Genomic DNA, 26,198 nt, shown 5'->3' on the forward strand with positions numbered 1-26,198 from the left:
AAGGCGGCTCCGGCCAAGAAGGCGGCTCCGGCCAAGAAGGCGGCTCCGGCCAAGAAGGCGGCTCCGGCCAAGAAGGCGGCTCCGGCCAAGAAGGCGGCACCGGCCAAGAAGACGGCACCGGCCAAGAAAACGGCACCGGCCAAGAAGGCGGCACCGGCCAAGAAGGCGGCTCCCGCGAAGAAGGCGGCTCCCGCCACGAAGGCCCCGGCCACAAAGGCCCCGGCGAAGAAGTCGGCCACCCGGGCCGCCACCCGGGCCGCGTCCGCCCCCCGGGCGGCAGCCGAGAAGTCGGTGAGTCCGGCTGGTCCGGTGTCCGAGGGTGCGACGAAGATCGCCCCCGCCGCGGTTACCCCGAGCGCCGCGCCGGTGAAGACCTCACCGACACCCGCACCGTCCGCGTCGACGACCTCGTCGACGCCGGTGCCACCGGACGAGAAGGCAACCCCACCTGTGACCACCACCCCGATCACCCCGCCCGCCCAGAAGGCCGACGACGAGGTCGCCGTGCCGAGCGGTTCCGACTGGACCCAGGCCGAGCTGGCCGAGGTCCGCGCGCAGCTCGTCGACGAGCTGACCGAGATGCACGACGCGTACGACGTGTCGATGCACGACCTGGACGAGCTGCAGCGCTCGAGTTCCGACGGCGCGGGCGACGACCAGGCCGACGCCGGCAGCAAGACGTTCGAGCGCGAGCAGGAGCAGTCGATCGCGGCGAACCGCTTCGACCTGATGACCCAGATGGAGCGGGCCGTCGAGCGCATCGACAAGGGCACCTACGGCTTCTGCGAGCGCTGCGGCAAGCCGATCGCCAAGGCGCGGCTGCAGGCCTTCCCGGCCGCGACCCTCGACGTCACCTGCAAGGCGCTCGAGGAACGCCGGTAGACCGGTCACCCAGCAGTTCCCTCGGCACCGCCTGGAATGATGGCGCGGTGACCGAGCCCGCTGCCGACGATCCCGCGGCGACGGTCCGCGTCGAGCGGCCCCGCCGCGTCGTCCTGTTCGCCGTCGTCGCGGTGCTGGCGCTGGCGCTCGACGTCGTCTCCAAGATCGTCGTCGTCGCCCAGCTGAAGCGCACGGACGACCCGGTCCGCATCCTGGACGGGCTGTTCTACCTGCAGCAGGCGCGCAACTCCGGGGCCGCGTTCTCGCTGGGCACCGGCTTCACCGCGATCCTCACCGTCGTCGCGCTCGTGGTCGTGGTCGTGCTGATCCGCACGGCGAAGCGGCTGCGCTCGACCGGGTGGGCGGTCTCGCTCGGCCTGATCCTCGGCGGCGCGCTGGGCAACCTGGGCGACCGCATCTTCCGCGAGCCGGGCATCGGCCGCGGCCACGTCGTCGACTGGATCAGCGTCTTCGCCCGCAACGGCGAGAAGTGGCCGATCTTCAACCTGGCCGACTCCGCGATCGTCGTCGGTGCGGTGCTCGCGGCGGTGCTCGCGCTGCGCGGCGTCGAGTTCGACGGCCGCCGGGCGCCGTCGTCCGGCACCCGGAAGCGCTCGTGAGCCGCCTGCTCCCGGTGCCGGACGGGCTGGACGGGCTGCGCCTCGACGTGGCGATGTCACGGCTGCTGGGCTACTCGCGCACCGCCGCCGCCGATCTCATCGACGCCGGTCACGTGACGGTCGACGGTGCCCCGGCCGCCCGCAGCGCCAAGGTGCACGCGGGCTCGTTGCTCGGGGTCGACGAGCCGTCCGCCGTCCCCGCGGCCCCGCCCACCCCGGTCGACGGGCTGATCGTGTTGCACGAGGACGACGACGTCGTCGTCGTCGCCAAGCCCGTCGGCGTCGCCGCCCACCCGAGCCCGGGCTGGACCGGTCCGACCGTCACGTCGGGTCTCGCCGCGATGGGCTACCGGCTCGCCGAGTCGGGGGCCGCCGAGCGCCAGGGCATCGTGCACCGTCTCGACGTCGGCACCACCGGGGCGATGGTCGTCGCCCGCAGCGAGCGGGCGTACTCGCTGCTCAAGCGGGCCTTCAAGGAACGCACCGTCGACAAGCGCTACAGCGCGCTCGTCCAGGGCCATCCCGACCCGTCCCGGGGCACCATCGACGCGCCCATCGGACGCCACCCGGGCTCGGACTACAAGTTCGCCGTGGTCGCGGGCGGCCGTCCGTCCGTCACGCACTACGAGACCGAGGAGGCGTTCCGGGCGGCGTCGCTGCTCGACGTGCACCTCGAGACCGGCCGCACCCACCAGATCCGCGTGCACATGGCCGCGGTCAAGCACCCGTGCGTCGGCGACCTCACCTACGGCGCCGATCCCACCCTCGCCGCGCGGCTCGGGCTGCACCGGCAGTGGCTGCACGCCCGCGAGCTGGCGTTCGAGCACCCCGGCACGGGCACCGAACTGCGGGTCGTGGCCCCCTTGCCCGACGACCTCGCCCACGCCCTGGACGTCCTGCGCGACGAACAGTGACCTCAACCGGCGTTGGGGTAGGACGGACGGCATGACCGCGCCACTGCTCGTCGCATCGAACCGGGGACCGCTGACCGTCGTGGCGGGGGAGGAGTCCGACGAGGAACAGGTCCGCCGCGGCAGCGGCGGCCTCGTGTCGGGCATGCAGGCGGCGCTGTCGAGCACCGAGGACGCCGTGTGGGTGAGCGCCGCGATGAACGACCGCGAGCGGGTGCTCGCCCGCCGCTCGCCCGGCGGACGGATCTCGGAGGTGCCGTTCGTCGCCGACGCGCTCGCCGGCGACTTCGACGTGCGGATGCTGCCGCTCGACGCCCAGACGTTCCGCAACGCCTACAACGGCATCGCCAACTCGACGCTCTGGTTCGTGCTGCACCGCCTCTACGGGCTCTCGACCGAGCCCGCGTTCGACGCCGGCTGGCGGCGCCAGTGGTCCAGCTACGTGAGGTTCAACCAGGCCTTCGCCGACGCGCTGGCCGAGGCCGCCGCACCGAACGCCCGGGTGATGGTGCAGGACTACCACCTGTTCCTGGTGCCGCGCATGCTGCGCGAGCTGCGCGACGACGTCCGCATCGGCTTCTTCACCCACACGCCGTGGGTGAACCCGTCCGACTTCGAGGTGCTGCCCGACGACGTCGCCCGCGAGCTGGTCGAGGGCATTCTCGGGGCGGACGTCATCGGGTTCCACACCGAGCGGTGGGCGGGCCTCTTCCGCGAGACGGCGCAGAAGGTGGTCGGCGTCGACGCGCCGGCCGCGCGGGTGTGGCCGCTCGGCGTCGACGGCGACGAGATGCGGCAGCTCGCGTCCCGCAAGCAGGTCGACAACCAGTTGCGCCTGCTCGACGAGGTGGTCGGCGACCGCCTGCTCATCGGACGCGTCGACCGCACCGAGCTGTCGAAGAACGTCTACCGCGGCCTGCTCGCGTATCGCGAACTGCTGCGGACACGTCCCGAGTGGCGCGGACGCGTGGTGCACGCCGTCTACAACAACCCGTCCCGCGAGGACGTCCCCGCGTACCGCGAGTACACCGCGCGGCTCGAGCGGCTGGCGGAGGAGATCGTCGCCGAGTTCGAGACCGACGACTGGACGCCGCTGCTGTTCGACATCGGCGACGACTACCCCGCTGCCCTGGCGATCATGCGGCGCAGCGACGTGGTGTTCGTGAACTCGATCCGCGACGGCATGAACCTGGTGGTGCTCGAGGGCCTCGTGCTGTCGGAGCACGAACCGGCGGTCGTGCTGTCGCGCGAGACCGGGGCGGCGGAGGTGCTCGGCGACGACGCCATCCAGGTGAACCCGTTCGACGTCGCCGGCACCGCGCAGGCGCTCGTCGAGGCGTTGATCATGCCGCAGAAGGAACGCGCCGCCCGCGCCGCGCGCATGCGCGAGGCCGCGGTGGGCCTGCCGCCGACGGCCTGGTTCCAGGCGCAACTCGACGAGTTGGAGAAGACAACCCGGTAGGGGTCAGCGGCCGGAGCGGTAGAACGCGACGACCGTCCGGGTGTCCTGGTCGCCGCGCGGCTGCAGCTCGGCGGCGCACAACGTCGACGCGCTCTCCCAGTAGACCCGTGGCGGAGTCCGTCCGCTGTAGGGCTTGTGGGTGAAGGACCGCGCGAGACTGACGCGGGCGCTGCCGGCGCCGCCGGTCACGGGACGCAGGGTGCCGTCGACGGCTTCGCCCAGGTACAGCTCGCGCTCGGCCAGCAGCCCCGCCCGGTCGGCCTTGCGGAAGAACACGGCGCTGTACGTCCCGGACTCGCAGCGCACGAGTTCGACGTCGCGCAGCCGGGTCGCCAACGGCGCGTCCGACGCGGGCGGGTCGGCGACGCACTGGCGGGGGAGGAAGTACGGCGCCGCCAGCGCGAACAGCCCGGCCGACCGGAACGGCGCGGGTGGCGGGGCGGGACGCACCGGCGACGAACTGCCCGGGGACGTACTCGGGGACGTACTCGGGGACGTACTCGGTGAGGTGCTCGGTGAGGTGCTCGGGGAGGTGGGCGGCACTGACCCGACAGGCGATCCGACCGACATCGAGGGCGCCTGCGCCGAGGTGCCGCCGCCGGGTCGGCCTGCCGCGCCCGGGTCGTCGCCGTCGTCGCCGCTCGTCGCCACCACGACCACGACGGCGACGGCGGCCGCGAGCACCAGGGCGGCGGTGAGCACGACGGGGGTGCGCCGGCGTCGTGGTTCGGTGGGCGAGGGTATCGGGTCCGGGGGCCGGGGCGTGACGCCGCCGGCCCGCCGGGTGCGCTCGTCCGGACCGGGACCGGCAGGTACCGGGGTGAGCGGGTCGGTGACCGGCGCAGGCGCGGCACCGAGGCGGGCCGTGGGGGCGTCGTCCCCGGCGGGAACCGTCGAACCCGTCGCGGCGGGTACCGCCACGGCCGCCGCGGCAGCGTCCGCGAACGCGCCGGCGGTGTCGAAACGGTCGTCGGGGTCCTTCGCGAGCGCGCGCTCGACCGCGGCGATCAGGCCTGCCGGCAGGCCGGGCACGGCCGTGGCCAGGTCCGGGGGCGGCTGGTTGACCTGGGCGTACAGCACCGCCGCGGGCTCGCCGTCGAAGGGCCGCCGCCCGCTCAGCGCTTCGTACAGCACGCAGCCGAGCGCGTAGACGTCGGCACGGCCGTCGCCCGGGCCGCCCAGGATGCGTTCGGGCGCCATGTACGACACCGTGCCGATCGTCCCGGTGGTCGTGACCTGGCCTGCTGTCGTCGAGGTCGCGGCCGCACGAGCGATGCCGAAGTCGACGAGGTACGCGAACGGGGGCCGGCCGGGCCGGTCGGCGCCCGTGAGCAGGATGTTCGCCGGCTTCACGTCCCGGTGCACCAGGCCCGCGGCGTGGGCGGCATCGAGCGCGCTCGCCACCTGGGCCACGATCGCGACCGCCTGCGCCGGCGCGAGCCGTCCCGCGGCCGCGATCGCGTCCGCCAGGTCGTGGCCGTCGACCAACCGCATGTCGATGAACAGCCGGCCGTCGATCTCGCCGAAGTCGTGGATCGGGATGACGTGCGGGTCGCGCAGCTTGGCGGCGACGCGCGACTCGCGCTGGAACCGGAGCCGGAACGTCTCGTCCGCGGCGAGTTCGCGCGGCAACAGCTTGAGGGCGACGACACGCCCCTTCACGCGGTCGCGAGCGCGGTAGACGACCCCCATCCCGCCGCGGCCGAGCACGTGCTCCAGCACGTACGGGCCGAATTCCTCACCGGGGGCGTCGTTCACGCCGGTCCCTTCGCCAGGCGGACGGACTGCGACCCTACCGGTCGCGGCCGGCGGTGAGGGCCGACAGCAGCGCGACCGCGGCGTCCGCGTCCGGCACGACGACGTCGGCCGCCGCGGACGCCTCGGCCACGCCCGACGACGCGACCGCGACCGCCCAGGCCGGGGTGCCCGACGACCGCAGCCGCTGCATCTCCTCCAGCGCGGGCACGTCGCCGAGATCGTCGCCGAGGAACAGGGCGCACGTCGGGTGGCGCCACTCGATCAGCGAGGCGACCGCTCCCGCCTTGTCGAAGCCCGGCAGGCGCAGCTCGATGACTCCGCTGCCGGGATGCACCTCGAAACCCAGCTCGTCCGCCACCGCCGACACCGGCTGAGTGAGCGCCTCGAGAGCGGCGGCCGGGTCCGTGGCCCTGCGGGCGTGCACGACCAGCGACAGTCGCTTGTCCTCGATCCACACGGCGGGATCGGCGTCGTCGAGCACGCGGGGCAGCCGCTCGCGCAATGCCTCGATCGCCTCCGGGGTGTCGGGCGTGGTGAGTTCGCCGTCGCGCCAGGTCTCGGCGCCGTAGACGCCGGCCACCACCAGCCCGGGGACGGCGTCGAGGCCGCCGAGCCGCACGACGGTGCGGGCGTCGCGTCCGGTGACGACCGCGACCTGCGCACCGGCCACGGACAGTGCCGTCAGCGCCTCGACCGTGCCCGCCACGGGGCGGGAGTCCTCGGGGTCCGGTTGCAGCGGCGCGAGCGTGCCGTCGAAGTCGGTCGCTATCAGCGCGCCGTCCAGGTGCGGTCGCAGGGCGGCGGCGAGCTCGTCGGCATCCACCCCGCCCATCCTGCTGGACGTCCCGCGCGGGAGGCATGCCAGCACCCCTGACCCGGACGGACGCCCGACGGACGATCGGGTGCGAAGGTCCGTCGCGGCGCCCGAGCGGGTCCTTCTACCCACAGACGTGGGCTCAGCCGACTGCCAGAATCACCCCACCCCGCGGACGCGCGACAGCAGGAGAGCACCGTGACCCACCCGAACCCACCGGTTCCCGGCCAGTACCCGCAGACGGATCAGCCCGGACAGCCGCCGTTCCACTCCGGGCCGGTGCCGCCGCAGCCGCAAGCGCAGCACTTCCCGCAGCAGCAGTTCGCGCCGAACCAGTTCCCGCAGGGCCCGCAGCAGGGACGGCAGCAGTTCGGGCCGCAGCCCTACGGCCCCCCGGCGGGTCCGCCCGGCGCCGGCCTCTGGACCCACATCCGGCGGGCGGTCGACTGGAACGTCGCCCAGGTCGTCGTCTCGCCGAAGGAGCGGGTGGCGCTGGAGCAGGCCGGCATCTTCGACCGGCTGCAGGGGATGTTCGCCTGGCGGCGCAGCAGCCTCATGGTCGCCCTGCCGGTGCTGCTGCTGTCGGTGATCCTGTCGGTGGTCGACGCCGCCAAGGCCGACACCGAGTACCTGACCGGCCTGGGCAAGTTCATCAACTGGGTGCCGGTCATCTCGCTGGTGCTCGTGCCCGTCGGCTGCTTCGTCGTGATCACGCGGTGGACCGAGCTGCGCCGCTCGTCGCGCACCCTGCTCGCCTGCTGGCTGGTGTCGATCGTCCTGCCGATGCTGGCTGCGCTCGCGCCCGTCGACGTCATCGCCGACGTCGACCGCCTGCGCGCGATCGGCGCGCAGAACGGCACGCTGCAGGCGGTGGAGGAGGCGATCAGCGGCATCAGGTTGTCGCTGGCGGTCCAGTACGCGCTCACGCTGCTGCCGGTCGTGCTGTCCGTGCCCAGCGGCATGCTGAAGGGCGCGGCCCGGGTCAAGAGCCTCTTCCCGTCCTCGGGCCTGCCGGGGTGGTTCCTGGTGACGATCGCGCCGTTCTACTCGCTGTTCACGATCGTCGTGTTCGGCCTGATCGAGCAGATCGTCGGCAACGGCGTCCTGATGGTCGGTGTCGGTGTCCTGGCCTTCACACCGTGGCTGTTCGTGATCTACCGCAAGGTCTACTCGCGGCCGTTGTCGCTCGCGGAGGCCCGCGGCGAGCTGGCCCGCGCCTCCCGACTCGGCGGCTACCTCATGTGGGTGGCGGTGGCCTTCATCGTGATCTTCCTGTTCACCGGCAAGGTCGGTCAGCAGGACGTCGTGGGCACCGACTCCGACACGTCCGTCTTCACGGTGCTGGACGTCTCCCGGACGACCATCGAGGTCATCGCCCGCGGCATCGTCGCCGCAGTCGTGTTCAGCACCATCTTCCTCGGCATGATCTTCGCCGAATGGCGAACGACCACCATCATGCGCGAGGACATCCGCCGCGAGCACGACCGCGAGATGCGCGGTCTCGAGCGCTACATCACCGACCCCCGCAACGGCTACGGCGACGTCGTGCTCAACGGCCGTCCGGTGCCCCCGGGGCAGTGACCGGCACAGCGGGGACCCCCGGCGGGACGGACGCGCAACCTGCGCTGTTCTTCCGTGACGCTTACGAGTTCCGCGCGTGGCTCGAGACCCACCACGAGACGGCGCCGGACCTCTGGATGGGCCTGCGCAAGAAGCACGTGCCCGACCGCGGGCTCACCTGGGAGGACGCGGTACCCGAGGCGCTGTGCTTCGGTTGGATCGACTCGAGGTACGAGCGCATCGACGAGGACACCGGCCGGCAGCGCTGGACCCCGCGCCGCCCCGGCTCGACCTGGTCGAAGGTCAACATCGCGTTCGTCGAACGGCTGACGGTCGAGGGACGGATGCACCCGGCCGGGCTCGCCGCGTTCGAGCGCCGCCGCGCCGACCGCAGCGGCACCTACGCCTACGAGAACGCCGACCGGCAGCTGCCGCCCGAGCATGCTGCGTTGCTGGCCGCGAACCCGGCGGCGTCCGCCTTCTGGGACGCGACGACGCCGTCCTACCGGCGGACGGCGATCAGCTGGGTGCTCGGCGCCAAGCAGCAGGCCACCCGCGACAAGCGCATGGCCCAGCTGGTCGACGACTGCGCGCACGGCCGCCTCGTCCCCACCCAGCGCTACGGCACCCCACCCAAGTGGGTCGAGCGGGCCGCCCGCGCCGCCCGGGAGGCGACGCCGTGAGGGGCTCGCCGTGCTGACCACAGCGCTGCGCGCGGTGGCGCACCGACGGTTCCTCGGCGGCGTCCACCTGCCCGTCCGGGCGATAGCGAAGCTCTACAGGTGGGCGCCCGTGGGCACCCCGGTGAGGATCAGGCCATGACCCGACTGCGCTGTCTGCTCGTCACGATCACGCTCCTGGCGGCCGGCCTGGTCGCGGTCGCACCGGCGTCGGCCGCGCCGCTCATGCCGGTCACCGGCAACCACTGTCGGTGGAACACGGCGCCGAAGAAGGTCATCGTGAAGGTGTCGCGCCAGCACCTCTGGCTGTGCCGGTACGGCAAGGTCGCGTTCCACAGCCCGGTGACCACCGGACGGGTCGGTTCCGACACCCCGCGCGGCACCTACCGCATCCAGACGCGGACGCGGAACACGACGCTGTACCCGTCGGGCGGCGGGGCCTTCCACGTGCGCTACTGGATCACCTTCGACGCCCCGCTGTACGGCTTCCACGACGCGCGATGGCAGACGTTCCCGTTCGGCAGTTGGCGGTGGAAGCGGGAGGGGTCGCACGGCTGCGTCCGCATGCCGTTGACCGCGATCGCGACCCTGTACCGCTGGGGGACGGTCGGCACGATCGTGCGCATCCTCACCTGATCCGTCCGCCTGAGGTCGATCTTCGTCCGGCAGGCGAAGGAACGGGACTTTGGTCCCTTCGTCCTGAGAACCTCTCATGCGCGTGGTGGACGAACCGATGGTCCGGTATCCGCGGAACAGTTCTGCGGTTCGTGATCGACCGGGGAGTGTCCGCCGATGGACGGTATGGACGAGATCGTCGCCGAGTTCCTCGTCGAGAGTTACGAGAACCTCGACCAGCTCGACCGTGACCTGGTGTCGCTCGAGCGGACACCCGACTCGCGGGACCTGCTCGCCAGCATCTTCCGCACGATCCACACGCTGAAGGGCACGAGCGGTTTCCTCGCGTTCTCCCGGCTCGAGGAGCTCACCCACGTCGGTGAGAACCTGCTCGCCAAGCTGCGCGACGGGGTCATGCGCATGACCCCGGCGACGACGGACGCGCTGCTCGCCACGGTCGACTCCGTCCGCGAGCTGCTCGCCGCCATCGAGGCCACGGGGACGGACGCCGGCGTCGACGTGGCCGACGCGGTCGTCGCCGTCCGCGCCGTGCTCGACGGCACCGCCGCTCCCGCGCCCGAGCCGCAGGTCGTCGACGAGGCAGACGAGACGGACGAGACCGACGAGACCGACGAGACCGACGAGGAGACAGCGGACGAGCACACGGACGGCGAGCCCGAGCCCGTCCAGGCCGCCACCCCGTCACCCGCGGCCACGCCCGCGCCGCCGGCAGCACCCGTGCCGCCCGCACCGGCCGCCCCTGCCGCCCCTGCCGCACCGCCCGCCGGCGAGGAGGGCGCCGCCCGCCGGACGATCGCCGACTCCTCGATCCGCGTCGACGTGGAGCTGCTCGACTCGCTCATGCGGCTGGTCGGCGAGCTCGTGCTGACCCGCAACCAGGTCATGCGCCGCGCGTCCGGTTCGGGCGACGCCGATCTCGTCCGCGCGACGCAGCGGCTCAACATCATCGCCACCGAGCTGCAGGAAGAGGTCATGAAGACCCGCATGCAGCCGATGGAGCACCTCTGGTCCAAGCTGCCGCGCGTCGTGCGTGACCTCGGCACCCAGTGCGGCAAGAGCGTGCAGCTCGAGATGGTCGGCAAGGACACCGAGCTCGACCGCACCCTGCTCGAGGCCGTGAAGGACCCGCTGACCCACCTCGTCCGCAACGCCGTCGACCACGGCATCGAGGCGCCCGCCGCCCGCCGCGCCGCCGGCAAGTCCGAGCAGGGCACGCTGACGCTGCGCGCGTTCCACGAGGGCGGTCAGGTCGTCGTCGAGGTGTCGGACGACGGCGGCGGCATCGACCCGGTCAAGATCGGCGAGAGTGCCGTCCGCAAGGGGCTCGTCACCGCCGAGCAGACCGCGGCCATGTCGCCCACCGACCTGCTGCAGCTCATCTTCCGCCCCGGCTTCTCGACCGCCGCCGCCGTGACCAACGTGTCCGGTCGCGGGGTCGGCATGGACGTCGTCAAGACGAACATCGAGAACATCGGCGGCACCATCGAGGTCGAGTCGCAGCCCGGCCGCGGCACCACCTGCCGGCTGCGCATCCCGCTGACGCTCGCGATCGTCCCGGCCCTGACCGTCGACTGCGCGGGCGACACCTTCGCCGTGCCGCAGGTCAACCTGCTCGAGCTCGTCGCCCTCGACTCGGCCGCCGCCCGCTCGCGGGACGCGATCGAGCACGTCGGCGGGGCGGAGGTCTACCGGCTGCGTGGACAGCTACTGCCGCTCGTCCGCCTCGACGCGCTGCTGCACAAGAAGCGCGACGACGAGGGTGCTCGCCACTCGGGTGTCATCGCCGTGCTGCAGTCGGAGGGCCGGCGCTTCGGCCTGGTCGTCGACCGCGTCGTCAACACCGAGGACATCGTGGTCAAGCCGCTGAGCCGGCTGCTGAAGGGCATCGGCATCTTCTCGGGCGCCACCATCCTCGGCGACGGCCGCGTCTCGCTGATCCTCGACATCCAGTGCATCGCCCGCACCGCGCTGCGTGCCGAGGCGACCGAGCGGGTCGACCACGCCGGCAAGGGCGAGGGTCTGGTCAGCACCGACCAGGAGCGCATGCTGCTCGTCGGCCTCGGCGAGGACCGCCGTGTCGCGATCCCGCTGGCCAGCGTCACCCGCCTCGAGGAGGTGCGGACGGCCGAGATCGAACGGGTCGGCCAGCGCGAGGTCATCCGCCGCCAGGACGGCATCCTGCCGCTCATCCGGCTCGGACAGCTGCTGGGCAGCTACGGCGACGCCGCGCGCGAGACCCTGCCGGTCGTCGTCTACGCCAGCGAGGGACGCAGCGTGGCGATGGGCGTCGACAGCATCATCGACATCGTCGACGCGTCCGCCGCCACCCGCAGCGACATCGACGACAGCGGCCTGCTCGGCTCGCTCGTGGTCAAGGAGCGGGTCACGGAGCTGCTGGACGTGCGCTCCGCGATCCTCGCCGCCGACCCCCGCTTCTACCGCCCGTTCGACGCGGACGCCGCCGTCGACACCGCCGTCGACACCGCCGCGTACCCGATGGAGGTGCCCGCATGAACCAGCAGCTCGCCACGTTCACGTTGTGCGACAACCTGTACGGCGTGCCCGTGTCCCGGGTGCAGGAGGTGTTGCAGGACCATCGCTCCACCGGTGTTCCCCTCGCCCCCGGTGCCGTGTCGGGCCTGATGAACCTGCGTGGCGAGGTCGTGCTCGTGCTCGACCTGCGCCGCCGCCTCGCCCTCGCCGAACGCGGTGAGGACGAGACCCCCACCAACGTCGTCGTGCGCATCGACGGCGAGGTGATCAGCCTGCTGGTCGACCGCATCGGCGACGTCGTCGATGTCGACACCAGCATCTTCGAAGCCCCGCCGGACACCGTGGACGGCATCGCCCGAGACCTCATCGAGGGCGCCTACAAGCTCGACGACCGCCTGCTCCTGGCGCTCGACGTCGACCGTGCCGTCACCGTTGCGGCCTGACCGAGGACATGACATGACCACTTCCCCCGCCCCCCGCCCGTCCTCCCGTTCGCCGCTGTCCGTCATCCGTGACGCCGGCGTGGCCAAGAAGATCTACGGCCTCGCAGGCCTGCTGATCGCCGGCCTGATCGCCGTCGTCGCGGTCGCCTGGATGAGTTTCGAGAACGTCTCCGGTACCGCCCACAACGTGTCGACGGCGATCAACGACGAGGTCACGCCGCTCGCACTCGTGCATCAGTCGGAGCTGAAGTCGCGCATGCTCGTGGCCCAGATGGGACTGGCGGACACGTCGGACGCGGCGGTGCTCAAGACCTTCACTGACAAGATCGCCGAGACCGACGGCGAGCTCGACGACGCGACGAAGGAGTACCTGTCCATCGGTGAGGTGCAGCCCGCGTTCCGCACCTTCCAGTCGGTATGGGAGCAGTGGCGCACCCTGCGTGACGACCAGATGCTGCCGCTCGCCAAGTCGACCGCGCCCGAGGCCATGGCGAAGCTGGCCGCCGTGATCGACCAGGGTGAGACGCTCGCCGGCAAGGCCGCCGACGCCCTCGACACCACCGAGGCGGCCGAGGCAAAGGGCTTGAACGCGAATCTGAAGTCGGTCGACGACGCCGGTACCGAGGCGGAACTGCTGCTCGCGATCGTCGCAGCGATCGCTCTCCTGCTCGGCCTTGTCGTGGCGCGCTGGATCGCGAACCTGGTCGTCCGCCCGGTGCGCGAGGTCGAGACCGCTCTCGGCGCCATGGCGAAGGGCGACCTCACCCGCGAGGCCAAGGTGGACAACGGCGACGAGATGGGGTCCATGGCCCGGTCGCTCGGCAACGCCCAGAAGTCGCTGCGCGACATGCTGCGCCACGTCACCGAGTCCGCGACCGTGCTGAGCGGTGCGGCGGACCAGCTGTCGGAGTCCTCGGGCGTGATCAGCGCGTCGGCGGAGGAGACCTCGGTGCAGTCGCAGGTCGTGTCGGCCGCGGCCGAGCAGGTGTCACGCAACGTGCAGACCGTCGCCGCCGGTTCGGAGGAGATGGGTGCCTCGATCCGCGAGATCGCCCAGAACGCCTCCGAGGCCGCCCGGGTCGCGGCCTCGGCCGTCGATGCCGCGGCCAGCACCAACGCGACGGTGTCGCGGTTGGGTGAGTCGTCGGCCGAGATCGGTTCGGTCGTGAAGGTGATCACCTCGATCGCCGAGCAGACCAACCTGCTGGCGCTCAACGCCACCATCGAGGCGGCGCGGGCCGGGGAGGCCGGCAAGGGTTTCGCGGTCGTGGCCGGTGAGGTGAAGGAGCTGGCGCAGGAGACCGCGCGGGCCACCGAGGACATCGCCCGGCGGGTGGAGACGATCCAGGCCGACACCGACGCCGCGGTCGCGGCCATCGGCGACATCTCGAGCATCATCGCCCAGATCAACGACTACCAGGTCTCGATCGCCTCGGCGGTCGAGGAGCAGACCGCCACCACCAACGAGATGGCGCGCTCGGTGACCGAGGCGGCCGCCGGGTCCGGTGAGATCGCCGCGAACATCATCTCCGTGTCCGAGGCCGCCTCGTCGACCTCCGAAGGCCTCAACACCAGCCAGTCGGCCGTCGCCTCGGTGCAGGCCACCTCCGCCCAGCTGCGCTCGCAGGTCGCGCAGTTCACCGTCTGAGTCACTCCCTCACCACCTCACCGCCCGTCAGGAGAACGTCCGTGTTCACGAAGCACAAGGTGTCCGCCGAGGACCCGCGCGTCGCCGAGTCCCGCGCCGACGTCGCGACCATGTCGCGCATCGTCGTGGCCCTCGCGGAGGCCACCACCACCGAACAGGCGGCGCAGATCGCGCTCGACACCGTGCGCGCGCAGTTCGGCTGGGCGTACGGCTCCTACTGGGTGGTCGAGGCCGGGGAGCTGCGGTACGCGGCGGAGTCGGGCAGCGTCGACGACGAGTTCGCCCGGGTCACCGCCACCGCACGCTTCCCGGAGGGAGTGGGGCTCAACGGCCGCGCCTGGAAGCAGCGTGACCTCGTCTTCGTCGCCGACCTCGGCGAGGTGCACGACTGCGTCCGCCGCCCGGCGGCCGTCCGCGCCGGCGTCCGCAGCGGCGTCTGCTTCCCGCTCTTCTCGGGCAAGGACGTCGTCGCGACGATGGACTTCTTCGTCACCGAGACCCTCGACCCGAGCGAGGAGCGGCTGGCGGTGCTGCGCAGCGTCGGCGTGCTCGTGTCGCAGGCGCTCGAGCGCATCGCCGACGTCGAGAAGCAGCGCAAGGCGGCGCAGGACACCGAGGCCGTCACCACGGTGCTGCGCAAGCTGACCAACATCCACGACAAGCAGTCGGCGCTGCAGATCGCGCTGCAGACCATCCGCAGCGAGTTCGACTGGCAGTACGGCTCGTTCTGGCAGCTGGACGAGGCGGCGCAGGTGTTGCGCTTCGAGATCGAGTCCGGCGACGCCGGCCAGGAGTTCCGCAACGTCACCATGGCGGCGTCGTTCGCCAAGGGCGTCGGCCTGTCCGGACGGACCTGGGAGCGGCGGGATCTGTACTTCGTCGAGGACCTCGCCGAGATGACCGACTGCGTCCGCGCCCCCGCGGCGCAGCGCGCCGGCGTCAAGTCGGGCGTGTGCCTGCCGGTCCTGGTCAACGGCGAGGTCGTCGGCACGATGGACTTCTTCGCCACCCGCAAGCTGATCATCTCCGACAGCCGGGCAGCGGCGCTGCGCAACACCGCGTACCTGCTCGGCGACGCCCTCGAGCGCATGGCGGCCGCCGAGCGGCTGCAGCGCGCGGGCAGCGAGCTCACGCAGTCGATCGAGGAGGTCGAGCGCAACGTCGTCTCGGCGACCACCGTCGCCGAGAACGGACGCCGGCTGGCCGACGAGGCCGACGCGCAGATGGCCACGCTGGGCCACGCGAGCCAGGAGATCAGCAACGTCGTGCACGTCATCCAGGGCATCGCCGCCCAGACCAACCTGCTCGCGCTCAACGCCACCATCGAGGCGGCACGCGCCGGGGAGGCGGGCAAGGGATTCGCCGTCGTCGCCGGCGAGGTCAAGGAACTGGCCACGGAGACCGCGCGCGCGACCACGGACGTCGACGCCAAGGTGAGCGCCATCCAGCGCCAGGTGGAGCAGGTCTCGGTGTCGCTGAACGACATCAAGCAGGCGGTCGAGAAGATCAACGAGACCCAGGTGCTCATCAGCGGCGTTCTCACCGAGCAGGCTGCGGTCACCCGCGCGATACTCGACTGAGCACGTCTGGCCTTCGTCCCCCCGCGTCGCGCCGGACCCGCGCGTCCGTCGGTCCGTGCAGGGAGGGGAAGAACGATGACGTACTCGTTGGTCAACATGCCGGTGCTGGGTTTCGACCTGTGCCGGCTCGCGGGGGGCACCGAGCTCGCCGACATCCTGCTGGGCGCACTGCGCCTGGAGGAACACCAGCTGCGTGACCTCGCCGCGGTCCCGCGCGGGCCGCGGCCCCGCCCGGCCGCGGTGCCGGCGGTCACCGGGGTGTTGCGGGCGATGCGCGACGAGCCCGACCCGGCGGAGATCCCGGTGCGCGCCGTCCGCACGCTCGAGACCAGCATGCTCGGCGACTTCGACGCGCTCGTGCGCCTGGTGCGCGACGACATCCTGTCGTGGACGTGGCACGAGAGCGGCTCGATCCGGTGGCAGCACCCGGACGCCGTCGCGGCGGTCGACGTGATCGTCGACCTGTTGGCCGACCACTACGGACACGGCTACGGCACCGCGCCGGCGGCGGACGGCGCGTCCGGCCCCGCGGGCCCGGACGTCCCGCACATCACCCCGGGCGCCGCGCGCACCGACGACCTCGACCTCGGTCCTCGCACCGCCGAGGTCCTCGCCCTGCTCGACGCGATCGCGTCGTTCACGCCGGCGCAGCTGGCGGTCCTGCGCGCCGCGGCCGGTGACGACTCCCGCCCGGCGTGGGCCGCCGCCGTCCACGACGCCAGCTGGGCGGTGTACCTCGCCGGCCGGCTGCGCCCCGCGGCCGCCGCCCAGCTGCTGACCGTCCGCGCGTTCGCCGCGGCCGGCCTCACCGCGCGCGACGGCGCGTACGGCGTATGGAACGTGCTGAGCGGCGCCGTGCAGGCCACCGTCGTCGCCGACCTGCTCGGCGAGGACGCCGCCACCAGGCTCACCGCGACCCTCCACAAGGCACTCGCCGCCTGACGGTCACCCGACGGTCGCAGCGCCTCAAGTCGGGGCGCAGGCGTCCGATGGTGGGGGCGTGACCACCCCGACCTCTCCCACGCCGCGCGCGGACGCCCCGTGAGCGCGCCGCGCCGCATCCGGGTGCTGGTCGTCGACGACTCCGTCGTCGTCCGCCGGCTGGTCAGCGACGTCCTGTCCGCCGACGAGCACATCGAGGTCGTCGGCACGGCCGTCAACGGCCGGCTCGGGGTGGCCAAGGTCGACCTGCTGCAGCCGGACCTCGTGACGCTCGACGTCGAGATGCCGGAGATGGACGGGCTGGCCGCGCTGCGCGCGATCCGCGCGAAGCACAAGCGCCTGCCCGTGATCATGTTCAGCACGCTCACCGAGCCGGGCGCGGCCGTCGCCCTCGAGGCGCTGGCCTCGGGCGCGAGCGACTACGTCACCAAGCCCGCCAACGTCGGCAGCGTCGCGCAGTCGATGCAGGCGGTCAGCGAGCAGCTGATCCCGCGCGTGCACGCCCTCGCCGGCGCCGCCGCCGGGCTCGGGCGCAGCGCCGTCACCCGCACGGGGACGGCCCCCGTCCGCCCGTCCGCGCCGTCGGTCGGGCACACCGCCGTCGCCCCGCGGCGCGCGTCCGCCCCGGGCGTCACGCCCAAGGTGCTCGCGATCGGTTGCTCCACCGGCGGACCGCAGGCCCTCGCCGGCGTCCTCGAGGCCCTGCCCGCCTCGTTCCCCGTGCCCGTCGTCGTCGTGCAGCACATGCCGCCGGTGTTCACCGCGCAGTTCGCGGCGCGGCTGGACCGCAGCTGCAAGGTGCGCGTCCTCGAGGCCCAGGGCGGCGAGGTGCTCGCCCCGGGCACCGTCTACATCGCGCCGGGCGACTTCCACATGGAACTCGAGGCGTCGGCCACGCCCGTCGTCCGGTTGAACCAGAAACCCGCGGTGTGCTTCTGCCGTCCCGCCGTGGACGTGCTCTTCGCCAGCGTCGCGGCGTGCTTCGGCGCGGCGACGCTCGCCGTCGTACTCACCGGCATGGGCCACGACGGCCGCGAGGGTGCCCGGCGCATCAGCACCGCCGGCGGCAGCGTGCTCGTCCAGGACGAGCGCACGTCGGTCGTCTGGGGCATGCCCGGTGCCATCGCCGCTGCCGGACTGGCCGACGAGATCCTCCCGCTCGACACCGTCGCCACCGCGATCCTCAAGCGCGTCGGCCCCGGCGCGACGTCCGTGCTGTCGGCCGCGTCGTCGACCCCGACCCTGGCGAGCTCCCGATGACCCTCACCGCCGAGAACTTCGACTTCGTCCGCGACATGGTGCTGCGCGACAGCGCGATCGTGCTGGCCCCCGGCAAGGAATACCTGGTCGAGGCACGCCTGACACCCCTGGCCCGGTCGGTCGGGACGACGACCGTCGACGACTTCGTCGCCAAGGTGCGCACCGCCCGCGACGTCGCCCTGCGCGCGAAGGTCGTCGACGCGCTCACCACGAACGAGACCTCGTGGTACCGCGACGGCGACCCGTTCGTCGCGTTGCGCAACACGATCCTGCCTGCCGTCGCGGCCCGTCCGGGCTTCGACGGGACGGTGTCGATCTGGTCCGCGGCCTGCTCCAGCGGCCAGGAGCCGTACACGATCGCGATGGAGGTCGCCGACTTCGCGTCGTCGCGTCCGATGAGCGCGAAGATCCTCGCGACCGACCTGTCCCCGACGATGGTCGAGCGGACCCGCGCCGGCCGCTACAGCCAGCTCGAGGTCAACCGGGGCATGCCCGCGGCCCGGCTCGTGCAGCACTTCACCCGCGAGGGCACCGACTGGGTGGTCTCGCCGCGCCTGCGCGCGATGGTGCAGCCGCGCCAGATGAACCTGGCGGCCCCCTTCGCCGGGCTCGGCACGTTCGACATCGTCTTCCTGCGCAACGTGCTCATCTACTTCGACGTCCCCACCAAGCGGCAGATCCTGCAGCGGGTGCGGGCTGTGATGCGTCCGGACGCCTACCTGTTCCTCGGGTCCGCCGAGGTGACCATCGGTGTGGACGAGGGCTGGCGTCGTTCGACGGCCGGTCGCAGTTCCTACTACCAGCCGGCGATTGGAGCCTGACGTGCAAGCCCTGGTGATCGACGATTCCCGTGCCATGCGGCGCATCGTGTCCTCGATCCTGGCCGGTGCCGGGTTCGAGACCCTCGAGGCCGAACACGGCCGTGCCGCACTCGACCTGCTCGATGCCGGAGCGCGTCCCGAGCTCGCGTGCATCGACTGGAACATGCCGGTCATGACCGGCCTCGAGTTCGTGACCGCGGTCCGTTCCCGGGTCGAGCTGCGCGCGATGACGCTCATGATGGTGACCACCGAGAGCGAGCACGGGCAGATCGTCCGCGCGCTCGCGGCGGGCGCCCACGAATACCTCATCAAGCCGTTCACGGCCGACGCGATGCTCGACAAGCTCAGCCTGCTGGGCCTGGCTCCGGCGGGTGTCGCGTGAGCGCGCCCACCGCGCCGATCGAGGTCGACGTCGACGCGCTCGGCACCATCACGACCGACGTCTGGACGACCTTCGTCGCCGAGGACGCGATTGCCGTCCCCGCCGAGGACGTGCTGCCCACCGCGGGTGACGACCTGGCCGGCCGCGTCTCGATCGAGGGCGACGCCACCGGGGTGGTCGTGGTGCGCTGCGACCCGCAGTCGGCCGCGTCGCTGACCCGCCGCCTGTTCAAGCTCGCCGACGACGCCGCGGTCGACGACGAGGCCGTCTCGGACGCCCTCGGCGAACTGGCGAACATCGTCGGCGGCAACGTGAAGTCGCTCGGACTGGGCGAGTCGCGCCTGACGCTGCCCGAGGTGGGTGCGGGCGAGGTCATCGAGGCCGGCACCGACCCGACCTGCGTCGTCGACGTCTTCTGGCCGGACGGCCGCGCCACCCTGCTCGTCAGCCCGCTGCCCGCTACCCCGCTCGAGGAGTCACCGTGAAGGTCATCATCGCCGACGACAGCCGCGTGATGCGGCAGATCGTCATCCGCACCCTGCGCCAGGCCGGCTACTCCGGCTGGGACATCGTCGAGGCCGAGGACGGCGCCGACGCGCTCGCCAAGGTGTCGGCCGAGAACCCCGATCTCGTGCTGTCGGACTGGAACATGCCGAACATGACCGGAATCCAGTTCCTGCGCGCCCTGCGGGCCGCGGGCAACACCGTCCCCTTCGCCTTCGTGACCTCCGAGGGGTCCGAGGACATGCGCAGCCAGGCCGCCGCCGCCGGGGCTCTGGGGCTCATCGCGAAGCCGTTCACGCCCGACACGTTCAGCGACGTGCTCGCGACCGCCGGGGTCTGACGATGGCGACCACGACCCTTCCCGACCCCAAGGCGGTCAAGGACCTGCTCGAGGGCATGCTCGGCCGCGACGTCGACGTCGCGCTCGGGCACCCGGTACCGCCGGGCTCGTGCGCCGGCGTCGGCGTCTACCACACCGACCTCGGCCGGCTGGCCGCCGTCGTGCTGGCGGACCTGCCGCTCGCGGCGTTCCTCGGGACGTCCATCGCGCTGATCCCCAAGGGCGGTGCCGAGGCGGCCATCGAGGACGGCGTGCTCTCGCCGACGGTGTTCGACAACCTCAGCGAGGTGTTCAACGTCTTCGCCAGCGTCCTGAACGAGCACTGCGACGAGCACCTGCGGCTGGTCGCGAGCTCGCCGGGACTGGCGGGCGCGCCGTCGGACGCCGCCGAGCTCGCCGCCCACCCGGCCAACCGGCTCGACCTGACGGTCAGCATCGCCAACTACGGCACCGGCGCCTGGTCGGTCGTCCTGCTCTGAGCACGTCCACCCCTCGCGCCGGGTAACCCTCCACCGGAGGTCGAGAGACCCGGACCGACACACCTCGGCGACACGCCGAGGGGTGTCGGTGGGGGGTGCCAGAATCGCCTGTGTGGTGAGCGGTTCGAGCGATCAGTTCGTGCATCTGCATGTGCACACCGAGTATTCGATGCTCGACGGCGCGTCGCTGCTCGACGGCCTGTTCACGCGCACCGCCGAGCTCGGCATGCCGGCCATCGCCATGACCGACCACGGCAACCTGCACGGCGCCTACGACTTCTGGTCCAAGGCCCGCAAGCACGGCGTCAAGCCGATCATCGGCATCGAGGCCTACCTGACCCCGAACACCCCGCGGTCACTGCGGGCCCGCACCCGGTGGGGCCGCGGCGGCACCGCGGAGGAGGGCGGCGACGACGTCGCCGGCGGCGGCGCCTACACGCACATGACCATGTGGGCCGAGAGCACCGTCGGCATGCACAACCTGTTCCGGCTGTCCTCCCGCTCGAGCCTCGAGGGTTTCTACTACAAGCCGCGCGCCGACCGCGAGCTGCTGCACGAGTACCACGAGGGGCTCATCGCCACCACGGGCTGCCCGTCGGGCGAGATCCAGACCCGGCTGCGCCTGGGCCAGTACGACGAGGCGAAGAAGTCCGCGGCCGAGTTCCAGGACATCTTCGGCAAGCAGAACTTCTTCCTCGAGCTCATGGACCACGGCATCGAGATCGAGCGCCGCGTGCGCGACGACCTGCTGCGCCTGGGCAAGGAGCTCGGCATCCCGCCGGTCGCCACCAACGACTCCCACTACAACCACCCCGACGACGCCGCCGCCCACGACGCGCTCATCTGCGTCGCCTCGGGCAAGCGGTTGTCCGACCCGAACCGGCTGAAGTTCGACGGCGGCGGTTACTACATCAAGTCCGCCGCCGAGATGCGCGAGCTCTGGGTCGACAAGTTCGACATGCGCGAGGCGTGCGACAACACGCTGCTGATCGCCGAGCGCTGCGACGTCGAGTTCACCGAGTCGACCGGCGGCTTCATGGCCCGCGCCGACGTCCCCGAGGGCGAGACCGAGGAGTCCTGGTTCCGCCAGGAGGTCTGGCGCGGCATCGAGAACCGCTACCCCGGCGAGAAGCTCACCGCCGAGGTCAAGGACCGCGTCGACATGGAGCTCGAGGTCATCGCGGCCAAGGGCTACTGCGGCTACTACCTCGTCGTCGCCGACTTCATCCAGTGGGCCAAGGACAACGGCATCCGCGTCGGTCCGGGCCGCGGGTCGGGCGCGGGTTCGATCGCGGCGTACGCGCTGCGCATCACCGACCTGTGCCCGCTGCAGCACGGGCTGATCTTCGAGCGGTTCCTCAACCCCGAGCGCCCGTCCATGCCCGACTTCGACATCGACTTCGACGAGCGCCGGCGCGCCGAGGTCATCCGCTACGTCACCGAGAAGTACGGCAGCGACCGCGTCGCCTACATCGCCACCTTCGGGCGGCTCAAGGCGAAGGCCGCGATCAAGGACGCCGCCCGCGTCCTCGACTACGACTTCAAGATGTCCGACACGATCACCAAGGTGCTGCCGCCCGACGTCATGGGCAAGGGCATCAAGCTGGGCGCGCTGTACGACACCGACCACCCGCGCTACGGCGAGGGCGGCGAGTTCCGCGAGCTCGCCAACACCAGCCCCGACGTCAAGAAGATCTACGAGACCGCGCTCGGCCTCGAGGGACAGATCCGCAACTGGGGCGTGCACGCCGCCGGCGTGATCATGTCGAGCGCCCCGCTCGTCGACGTCGTGCCGATCATGAAGCGCGAGCAGGACGGCGCGATCATCACCCAGTTCGACTACCCGATGTGCGAGGCACTCGGGCTGGTCAAGATGGACTTCCTCGGCCTGCGCAACCTCACCGTCCTCGGCGACGCCGTCGACAACATCAAGGCCAACCGGGGCATCGACCTCGTCCTCGAGAACCTGCCGTACGACGACCCCGAGACCTACGAGCTGCTGTGCCGCGGCGACACGCTCGGCGTCTTCCAGCTCGACTCCGGCCCCCTCCGGTCGCTGCTGCGGTTGATGCAGCCCGACAACTTCGAGGACATCTCGGCCGTCATCGCGCTCTACCGCCCGGGTCCGATGGGCGCCGACAGCCACACCAACTACGCGCTGCGCAAGAACGGCCGCCAGCCGATCGAGTACGTCGACGCCGAGCTCACCGAAGCGCTGACACCGATCCTCGGCACGACCTACGGCCTGATCATCTATCAGGAGCAGGTCATGTCGATCGCGCAGGAGCTCGCCGGCTTCACGCTCGGCCAGGCCGACAACCTGCGCCGGGCAATGGGCAAGAAGAAGCGCGAGGTCCTCGAGAAGGAGTTCGTCGGCTTCGAGGCCGGCATGATCGAGCGTGGCTTCACCAAGCCCGCGATCAAGAAGCTGTGGGACATCCTCGTCCCGTTCGCCGACTACGCGTTCAACAAGGCGCACTCGGCCGCGTACGGCGTCATCTCGTACTGGACGGCCTACCTCAAGGCCCACTACCCGGCCGAGTACATGGCCGCGCTGCTGCAGTCGGTCAAGGACGACCGCGACAAGATGGCCCTCTACCTCGGCGAGTGCCGCCGCATGGGCATCAAGGTGCTGCCGCCGTGCGTGAACTCGTCGGCGGCCATGTTCACCGCCGTCGGCACCGACATCCGCTTCGGCCTCACCGCGATCCGCAACGTCGGCGCCAACGTGGTGTCGGCGATCGTCCGCGGCCGCGAGGGCGAGCAGGGTCCCTACGTCGACTTCGGTGACTTCCTCAAGAAGGTCGAGGCGGTGGTGTGCAACAAGCGCACCATCGAGGCGCTGATCAAGGGCGGCGCCTTCGACTCGCTCGGCCACCCGCGCCGCGGCCTGATGAACGTGTTCGAGCCCGCCGTCGACGCGGTGCTCGACATCAAGCGCAACGAGGCCAACGGCCAGTTCGACCTGTTCGCCGGGTTCGGCGACGAGCCCGCGACGGCCGCAGACGACGACGTCTTCGCCGTCCGCGTCGCCGAGGTCGAGTGGGACAAGAAGGTCGAGCTGCAGTTCGAACGCGAGATGCTCGGCCTCTACGTGTCCGACCACCCGCTGTTCGGGCTCGAACACGTGCTGGCGACCACCGCCGACGGCACGATCGCCTCGGTGCAGGCCGAGGGCCAGGCCGAGGCGCAGACGATGACGCTCGCCGGCATCCTGTCCGGAGTCAGCCGCCGCGTCACGAAGGCGGGCGCGCCGTGGGCGAGCGCCCAGCTCGAGGACCTCGACGGCTCGATCGAGGTCATGTTCTTCCCCGCCACCTACGCGCAGGTGGCGCTGACCGTCGCCGAGGACGCCATCGTCGCGATCAAGGGGCGGACGGACGCCCGCGAGGACACCGTCAAGTTCATCGCCAGCGACGTGACCCCGATCGACGTCACCGCCGCCGACGGCGAGCGCGGCCCGGTCAAGGTCACCATGGCCACCGCGCGGTGCACGCCCCCGATGGTCGACCGGCTGAAGGACATCCTCGCCCAGCACCCGGGCACCACCGAGGTGCACCTGACCCTCGTGAGCGGCGAGAAGGTGCACACGCTGCGGCTGGGTGACGGCTACCGCGTCACCCCGTCCGCGGCCTTGATGGGCGACCTCAAGGCGCTGCTGGGCCCGGCTGCCCTCGCGGCGTGAGGAACACCTCGCCCACGGCCGCGGTTGCCACCACATGACCACGAGCACGCCGGTCGAGACCGGCTACGACACCCGCCCCGACTACCGCGTCGACCTGCTGCGGCGCCGCAACCGCGTCCGGGTGACGGCGGGCGACCGCGTGCTCGCCGACACCACGTCGCCGATCGTCGTCGACGAGCAGGACCACGGCTTGGTCGTCTACGTGCCCGAGCGTGACGTCGACCTGAGCGCGCTCACCCCGACCGACGACAGCACCCGCTGCCCGTACAAGGGCTGGGCCCACTACTGGCGTCTCGCCGACGGCACCGAGCCGGTCGCGTGGGGTTACGCCGAGCCCTACCCGCAGGTGGCCGAGTTGCTCGGCCACATCGCGTTCTACCAGGACCGGGTGACGGTCGCGGTCGGCGTCGCCGACCCAGCTGTTTCCCGGTAGAGCCTGGGTAGTCTCGGCCGCGTGGAACCCCAGCTGCCCGTCGGCCCGCAGGAGCCCGATGTCGGCGCGTTCCGGCAGGGCGACCCGTTCAGCCGGTGGGCGCTGTCGCGCTTCGTCGTCGGACGGGTGGTGCTGCAGCGGGTGTCCTGGACCCTGCTCGGCCTCGCCGTGGTGCTGCTCGCGCTGGCCGTCGTCTGCCAGCTGGTGCTGCACCTGACCGTGGTCACCGTGCTGCTCGTGCTGGTGATGCTGGGCGTGCTGGCGATGCGCGCGCTGCTGCGCTTCGTGCTGAACCGGGTGATGGCGGCCGCGGAGCACGGCGAGCTCGGCACGCAGCTGCACGAGGTGGTCGACGGCGCGGCACCCGAGGTGCTGGCCGAGTTGCGCCGGGTGGGACTGCCGTCGCGCACCGCCACGCTGCCGTTGCTGGCGCTGCGTCTGCTGCGGGCCCGCCGCCGCGAGGACACGCTGGCGCGGCTGCGCCGTTTCGACGTCGAACGCGCCGTGTCGCAGGCCCGCGTCGACCAGCTCCACCTGCTGCTGCAGCGGGCGGGAGCCGTCCGGTGAGCGGGCCGCTCACCGCCGCGCGCCGTCAGGAGCTGAAAGCGGCCGCCATCGCCGCCGGCGCGCTCGTGGTGCTGGGCGTGCTGTTGGGCGTGGCGTGGCAGTGGTGGGCGCCCGAGCGTCCGCGGGGTCTGATCGTCCGGCCCGGTGCCATCCAGGTCGAGGAGTCCGAGTCGTGGATCGGCGGCGACGGCCGGTACCTCGTGCTCGTGGGCGCCGCCGGCCTGCTCAGCGCCGTGGTCGCCTGGTCCTGGCGCAGCACCCGCGGCCTGCCGATGCTGCTCGCCCTCGCGCTCGGCGGCACCGCAGGCGCCGGTCTCACCTGGCTGGTCGGACGCGTGCTCGGCGGCGGCACCGACGAGGGCCGTCCGAACACGATCATCGACCAGCTGCCGCTGACCGTGCACATCCCGGGGCTGATGTTCCTGCAGGCGGGGCTGGCCGTGCTCGTCTACGCCGTGCTCGTGTCGTTCACCGCCCACGACGACCTCGGCCGGCCCGACCCGGCGCGCGAGCAGGCCCACGCCGCGAGGGCCGCCTACCAGGCACGGTTCGCGATGCAGCCGGTGCCGCCGCCCCTGCCGGGACAGGCGCCGTACCCGGCCGACCCGTCAGTTGGTGCCGGTGGACAGCCGCAGTACGGCGGGGGAGACGGCAATGCTCCGGGTCGCCTGCAGCAGCGAGATCTCCCGCCGCAGTAGGCGCGTCACCCGGGTCAGGCGCTCGGCGGTGGTGCCGTCGGACAGCAGCTGCTGCTTCTCGTCCGGCGGCAACGGCAGCCGGGCCGCCAGCTGGTAGGACAGCTGGTTGGCGTCGCGGGGCAGTTCGGTGCCGGTGCCGCGGCCGGCGAGTCGCAGCAGGATGGCGTCGTACACGTCGATCAGCTCCCGCGCCCGGTCCTCCTGCTCGAGGGTCAGGTCGCCGTCCGGTTCGTCGAGGAACTCGACCTCGGCGCGCAGGTAGGGCTTGCCGACGGTGAGCAGCTGGCGGACCTCGAAGCGGCGGCTGCCGACGGACAGCAGGTCGGACGTGCCGTCGTCGGACGTCTCGATCTCGAGGATCTCGGCCGTGGTGCCGATCGGCTCGACCTCGGGCATCTCGCCGTGGCGCACGTGCCGGGTCATCGCCTCGGTGCCGGCGCGCAGCGCCACCACCCCGAACACCGGGCCGGTGGGTGCCTCGGCGATGTCGGACAGCAGCTCCCGGTAGCGCCGCTCGAAGATGTGCAGCGGCAGCGGCATTCCCGGCAGCAAGACGTGACTCAGCGGGAACAGCGGGATGACCTCGGGCACGTCCCCACG

25 protein-coding genes are annotated in these 26,198 nt (G+C 71.9%); 22 read left to right on the forward strand and 3 right to left on the reverse strand.

Annotated features, from left to right (window positions below):
• From ACYVP9_RS04480 to ACYVP9_RS04495, 4 genes are all read left to right on the forward strand, one after another.
• Positions 1–882: TraR/DksA family transcriptional regulator (locus tag ACYVP9_RS04480; protein ID WP_460603494.1), on the forward strand; the 882-nt coding region annotated here is incomplete at its 5' end.
• A gap of 47 nt (positions 883–929) precedes the next feature.
• Positions 930–1,502, forward strand: a complete 573-nt coding sequence (gene lspA / locus ACYVP9_RS04485; protein ID WP_460603495.1) for a signal peptidase II — start codon at positions 930–932, stop codon at positions 1,500–1,502.
• A 53-nt stretch (positions 1,503–1,555) separates the two neighbouring features.
• Positions 1,556–2,416: an RluA family pseudouridine synthase gene (locus ACYVP9_RS04490; RefSeq protein WP_460604285.1), complete on the forward strand. Its 861-nt coding sequence runs from the start codon at positions 1,556–1,558 to the stop codon at positions 2,414–2,416.
• A 31-nt stretch (positions 2,417–2,447) separates the two neighbouring features.
• Positions 2,448–3,875, forward strand: coding sequence for an alpha,alpha-trehalose-phosphate synthase (UDP-forming) (locus ACYVP9_RS04495; protein WP_460603496.1), 1,428 nt, complete (start codon positions 2,448–2,450; stop codon positions 3,873–3,875).
• 3 nt (positions 3,876–3,878) lie between these two features.
• Here the strand turns inward: ACYVP9_RS04495 and ACYVP9_RS04500 are convergent, their stop codons facing one another.
• Both ACYVP9_RS04500 and otsB read right to left on the reverse strand, forming a co-directional pair.
• Positions 3,879–5,633, reverse strand: a complete 1,755-nt coding sequence (locus ACYVP9_RS04500; protein ID WP_460603497.1) for a serine/threonine-protein kinase — start codon at positions 5,631–5,633, stop codon at positions 3,879–3,881.
• 34 nt (positions 5,634–5,667) lie between these two features.
• The gene (gene otsB / locus ACYVP9_RS04505) at positions 5,668–6,456 is read right to left on the reverse strand and encodes a trehalose-phosphatase (protein ID WP_460603498.1); all 789 of its coding nucleotides are present in this window, start codon (positions 6,454–6,456) and stop codon (positions 5,668–5,670) included.
• 189 nt (positions 6,457–6,645) lie between these two features.
• Between otsB and ACYVP9_RS04510 the strand changes: the two genes are divergently transcribed.
• The 18 genes from ACYVP9_RS04510 to ACYVP9_RS04595 all read left to right on the forward strand — a co-directional run bounded on the left by ACYVP9_RS04510 (position 6,646) and on the right by ACYVP9_RS04595 (position 25,598).
• Positions 6,646–8,028 carry a hypothetical protein gene (locus ACYVP9_RS04510; protein ID WP_460603499.1) on the forward strand — a complete coding sequence of 461 codons (1,383 nt, stop codon included), beginning with the start codon at positions 6,646–6,648 and terminating at the stop codon, positions 8,026–8,028.
• Positions 8,025–8,690, forward strand: coding sequence for a YdeI/OmpD-associated family protein (locus tag ACYVP9_RS04515; RefSeq protein WP_460603500.1), 666 nt, complete (start codon positions 8,025–8,027; stop codon positions 8,688–8,690). Before ACYVP9_RS04510 ends, ACYVP9_RS04515 begins: the two co-directional genes overlap by 4 nt.
• A 135-nt stretch (positions 8,691–8,825) precedes the next feature.
• Positions 8,826–9,323 (forward strand): L,D-transpeptidase, encoded by a 498-nt coding sequence (locus ACYVP9_RS04520; protein WP_460603501.1) that lies wholly within the window; start codon positions 8,826–8,828, stop codon positions 9,321–9,323.
• A gap of 156 nt (positions 9,324–9,479) precedes the next feature.
• A complete protein-coding gene (locus tag ACYVP9_RS04525; RefSeq protein WP_460603502.1) occupies positions 9,480–11,837 on the forward strand; it encodes a chemotaxis protein CheA in 2,358 nt (785 codons plus the stop codon).
• Complete coding sequence (locus ACYVP9_RS04530) at positions 11,834–12,259, forward strand: chemotaxis protein CheW (protein ID WP_460603503.1); 426 nt, start codon at positions 11,834–11,836, stop codon at positions 12,257–12,259. Before ACYVP9_RS04525 ends, ACYVP9_RS04530 begins: the two co-directional genes overlap by 4 nt.
• Before the next feature lie 13 nt (positions 12,260–12,272).
• The gene (locus ACYVP9_RS04535) at positions 12,273–13,907 is read left to right on the forward strand and encodes a methyl-accepting chemotaxis protein (protein WP_460603504.1); all 1,635 of its coding nucleotides are present in this window, start codon (positions 12,273–12,275) and stop codon (positions 13,905–13,907) included.
• A gap of 41 nt (positions 13,908–13,948) precedes the next feature.
• On the forward strand, positions 13,949–15,487 hold the full coding sequence (locus ACYVP9_RS04540) for a GAF domain-containing protein (protein ID WP_460603505.1): 1,539 nt from the start codon (positions 13,949–13,951) through the stop codon (positions 15,485–15,487).
• 75 nt (positions 15,488–15,562) lie between these two features.
• Positions 15,563–16,429 carry a hypothetical protein gene (locus ACYVP9_RS04545; protein WP_460603506.1) on the forward strand — a complete coding sequence of 289 codons (867 nt, stop codon included), beginning with the start codon at positions 15,563–15,565 and terminating at the stop codon, positions 16,427–16,429.
• 99 nt (positions 16,430–16,528) lie between these two features.
• Positions 16,529–17,689, forward strand: a complete 1,161-nt coding sequence (locus ACYVP9_RS04550; protein WP_460603507.1) for a protein-glutamate methylesterase/protein-glutamine glutaminase — start codon at positions 16,529–16,531, stop codon at positions 17,687–17,689.
• The gene (locus tag ACYVP9_RS04555; RefSeq protein ID WP_460603508.1) at positions 17,686–18,510 is read left to right on the forward strand and encodes a CheR family methyltransferase; all 825 of its coding nucleotides are present in this window, start codon (positions 17,686–17,688) and stop codon (positions 18,508–18,510) included. Before ACYVP9_RS04550 ends, ACYVP9_RS04555 begins: the two co-directional genes overlap by 4 nt.
• Before the next feature lie 13 nt (positions 18,511–18,523).
• Complete coding sequence (locus ACYVP9_RS04560; protein WP_460603509.1) at positions 18,524–18,892, forward strand: response regulator; 369 nt, start codon at positions 18,524–18,526, stop codon at positions 18,890–18,892.
• Positions 18,889–19,377 carry a chemotaxis protein CheX gene (locus tag ACYVP9_RS04565; protein WP_460603510.1) on the forward strand — a complete coding sequence of 163 codons (489 nt, stop codon included), beginning with the start codon at positions 18,889–18,891 and terminating at the stop codon, positions 19,375–19,377. Before ACYVP9_RS04560 ends, ACYVP9_RS04565 begins: the two co-directional genes overlap by 4 nt.
• Positions 19,374–19,736 (forward strand): response regulator, encoded by a 363-nt coding sequence (locus ACYVP9_RS04570; protein ID WP_460603511.1) that lies wholly within the window; start codon positions 19,374–19,376, stop codon positions 19,734–19,736. The genes ACYVP9_RS04565 and ACYVP9_RS04570 overlap by 4 nt, the downstream gene beginning before the upstream one ends.
• 2 nt (positions 19,737–19,738) lie before the next feature.
• A complete protein-coding gene (locus tag ACYVP9_RS04575) occupies positions 19,739–20,215 on the forward strand; it encodes a hypothetical protein (protein WP_460603512.1) in 477 nt (158 codons plus the stop codon).
• A gap of 169 nt (positions 20,216–20,384) precedes the next feature.
• Positions 20,385–23,900 (forward strand): DNA polymerase III subunit alpha, encoded by a 3,516-nt coding sequence (dnaE, locus tag ACYVP9_RS04580; RefSeq protein WP_460604286.1) that lies wholly within the window; start codon positions 20,385–20,387, stop codon positions 23,898–23,900.
• A 34-nt stretch (positions 23,901–23,934) separates the two neighbouring features.
• Entirely contained in the window at positions 23,935–24,333 is a 399-nt protein-coding gene (locus ACYVP9_RS04585) for a DUF427 domain-containing protein (protein ID WP_460603513.1), read from the forward strand.
• A gap of 21 nt (positions 24,334–24,354) precedes the next feature.
• Complete coding sequence (locus ACYVP9_RS04590) at positions 24,355–24,900, forward strand: hypothetical protein (RefSeq protein WP_460603514.1); 546 nt, start codon at positions 24,355–24,357, stop codon at positions 24,898–24,900.
• Positions 24,897–25,598: a hypothetical protein gene (locus tag ACYVP9_RS04595; protein WP_460603515.1), complete on the forward strand. Its 702-nt coding sequence runs from the start codon at positions 24,897–24,899 to the stop codon at positions 25,596–25,598. The genes ACYVP9_RS04590 and ACYVP9_RS04595 overlap by 4 nt, the downstream gene beginning before the upstream one ends.
• On the opposite strand, the gene ACYVP9_RS04600 is transcribed toward ACYVP9_RS04595, so the two are convergent.
• Positions 25,509–26,189 (reverse strand): LON peptidase substrate-binding domain-containing protein, encoded by a 681-nt coding sequence (locus tag ACYVP9_RS04600; RefSeq protein WP_460603516.1) that lies wholly within the window; start codon positions 26,187–26,189, stop codon positions 25,509–25,511. The two genes, ACYVP9_RS04595 and ACYVP9_RS04600, sit on opposite strands and share 90 nt — an antisense overlap.
• Positions 26,190–26,198 lie beyond the last annotated feature (9 nt).

Source organism: Jatrophihabitans fulvus (assembly GCF_054781375.1).

Coding starts and splice junctions, on each gene's coding strand:
- ACYVP9_RS04490 (WP_460604285.1), top strand. CDS start 1,556: ATGTCACGGCTGCTGGGCTACTCGCGCACCGCCGCCGCCGATCTCATC.
- ACYVP9_RS04495 (WP_460603496.1), top strand. CDS start 2,448: ATGACCGCGCCACTGCTCGTCGCATCGAACCGGGGACCGCTGACCGTC.
- ACYVP9_RS04520 (WP_460603501.1), top strand. CDS start 8,826: ATGACCCGACTGCGCTGTCTGCTCGTCACGATCACGCTCCTGGCGGCC.
- ACYVP9_RS04525 (WP_460603502.1), top strand. CDS start 9,480: ATGGACGGTATGGACGAGATCGTCGCCGAGTTCCTCGTCGAGAGTTAC.
- ACYVP9_RS04530 (WP_460603503.1), top strand. CDS start 11,834: ATGAACCAGCAGCTCGCCACGTTCACGTTGTGCGACAACCTGTACGGC.
- ACYVP9_RS04535 (WP_460603504.1), top strand. CDS start 12,273: ATGACCACTTCCCCCGCCCCCCGCCCGTCCTCCCGTTCGCCGCTGTCC.
- ACYVP9_RS04545 (WP_460603506.1), top strand. CDS start 15,563: ATGACGTACTCGTTGGTCAACATGCCGGTGCTGGGTTTCGACCTGTGC.
- ACYVP9_RS04555 (WP_460603508.1), top strand. CDS start 17,686: ATGACCCTCACCGCCGAGAACTTCGACTTCGTCCGCGACATGGTGCTG.
- ACYVP9_RS04575 (WP_460603512.1), top strand. CDS start 19,739: ATGGCGACCACGACCCTTCCCGACCCCAAGGCGGTCAAGGACCTGCTC.
- dnaE (WP_460604286.1), top strand. CDS start 20,385: ATGCTCGACGGCGCGTCGCTGCTCGACGGCCTGTTCACGCGCACCGCC.
- ACYVP9_RS04585 (WP_460603513.1), top strand. CDS start 23,935: ATGACCACGAGCACGCCGGTCGAGACCGGCTACGACACCCGCCCCGAC.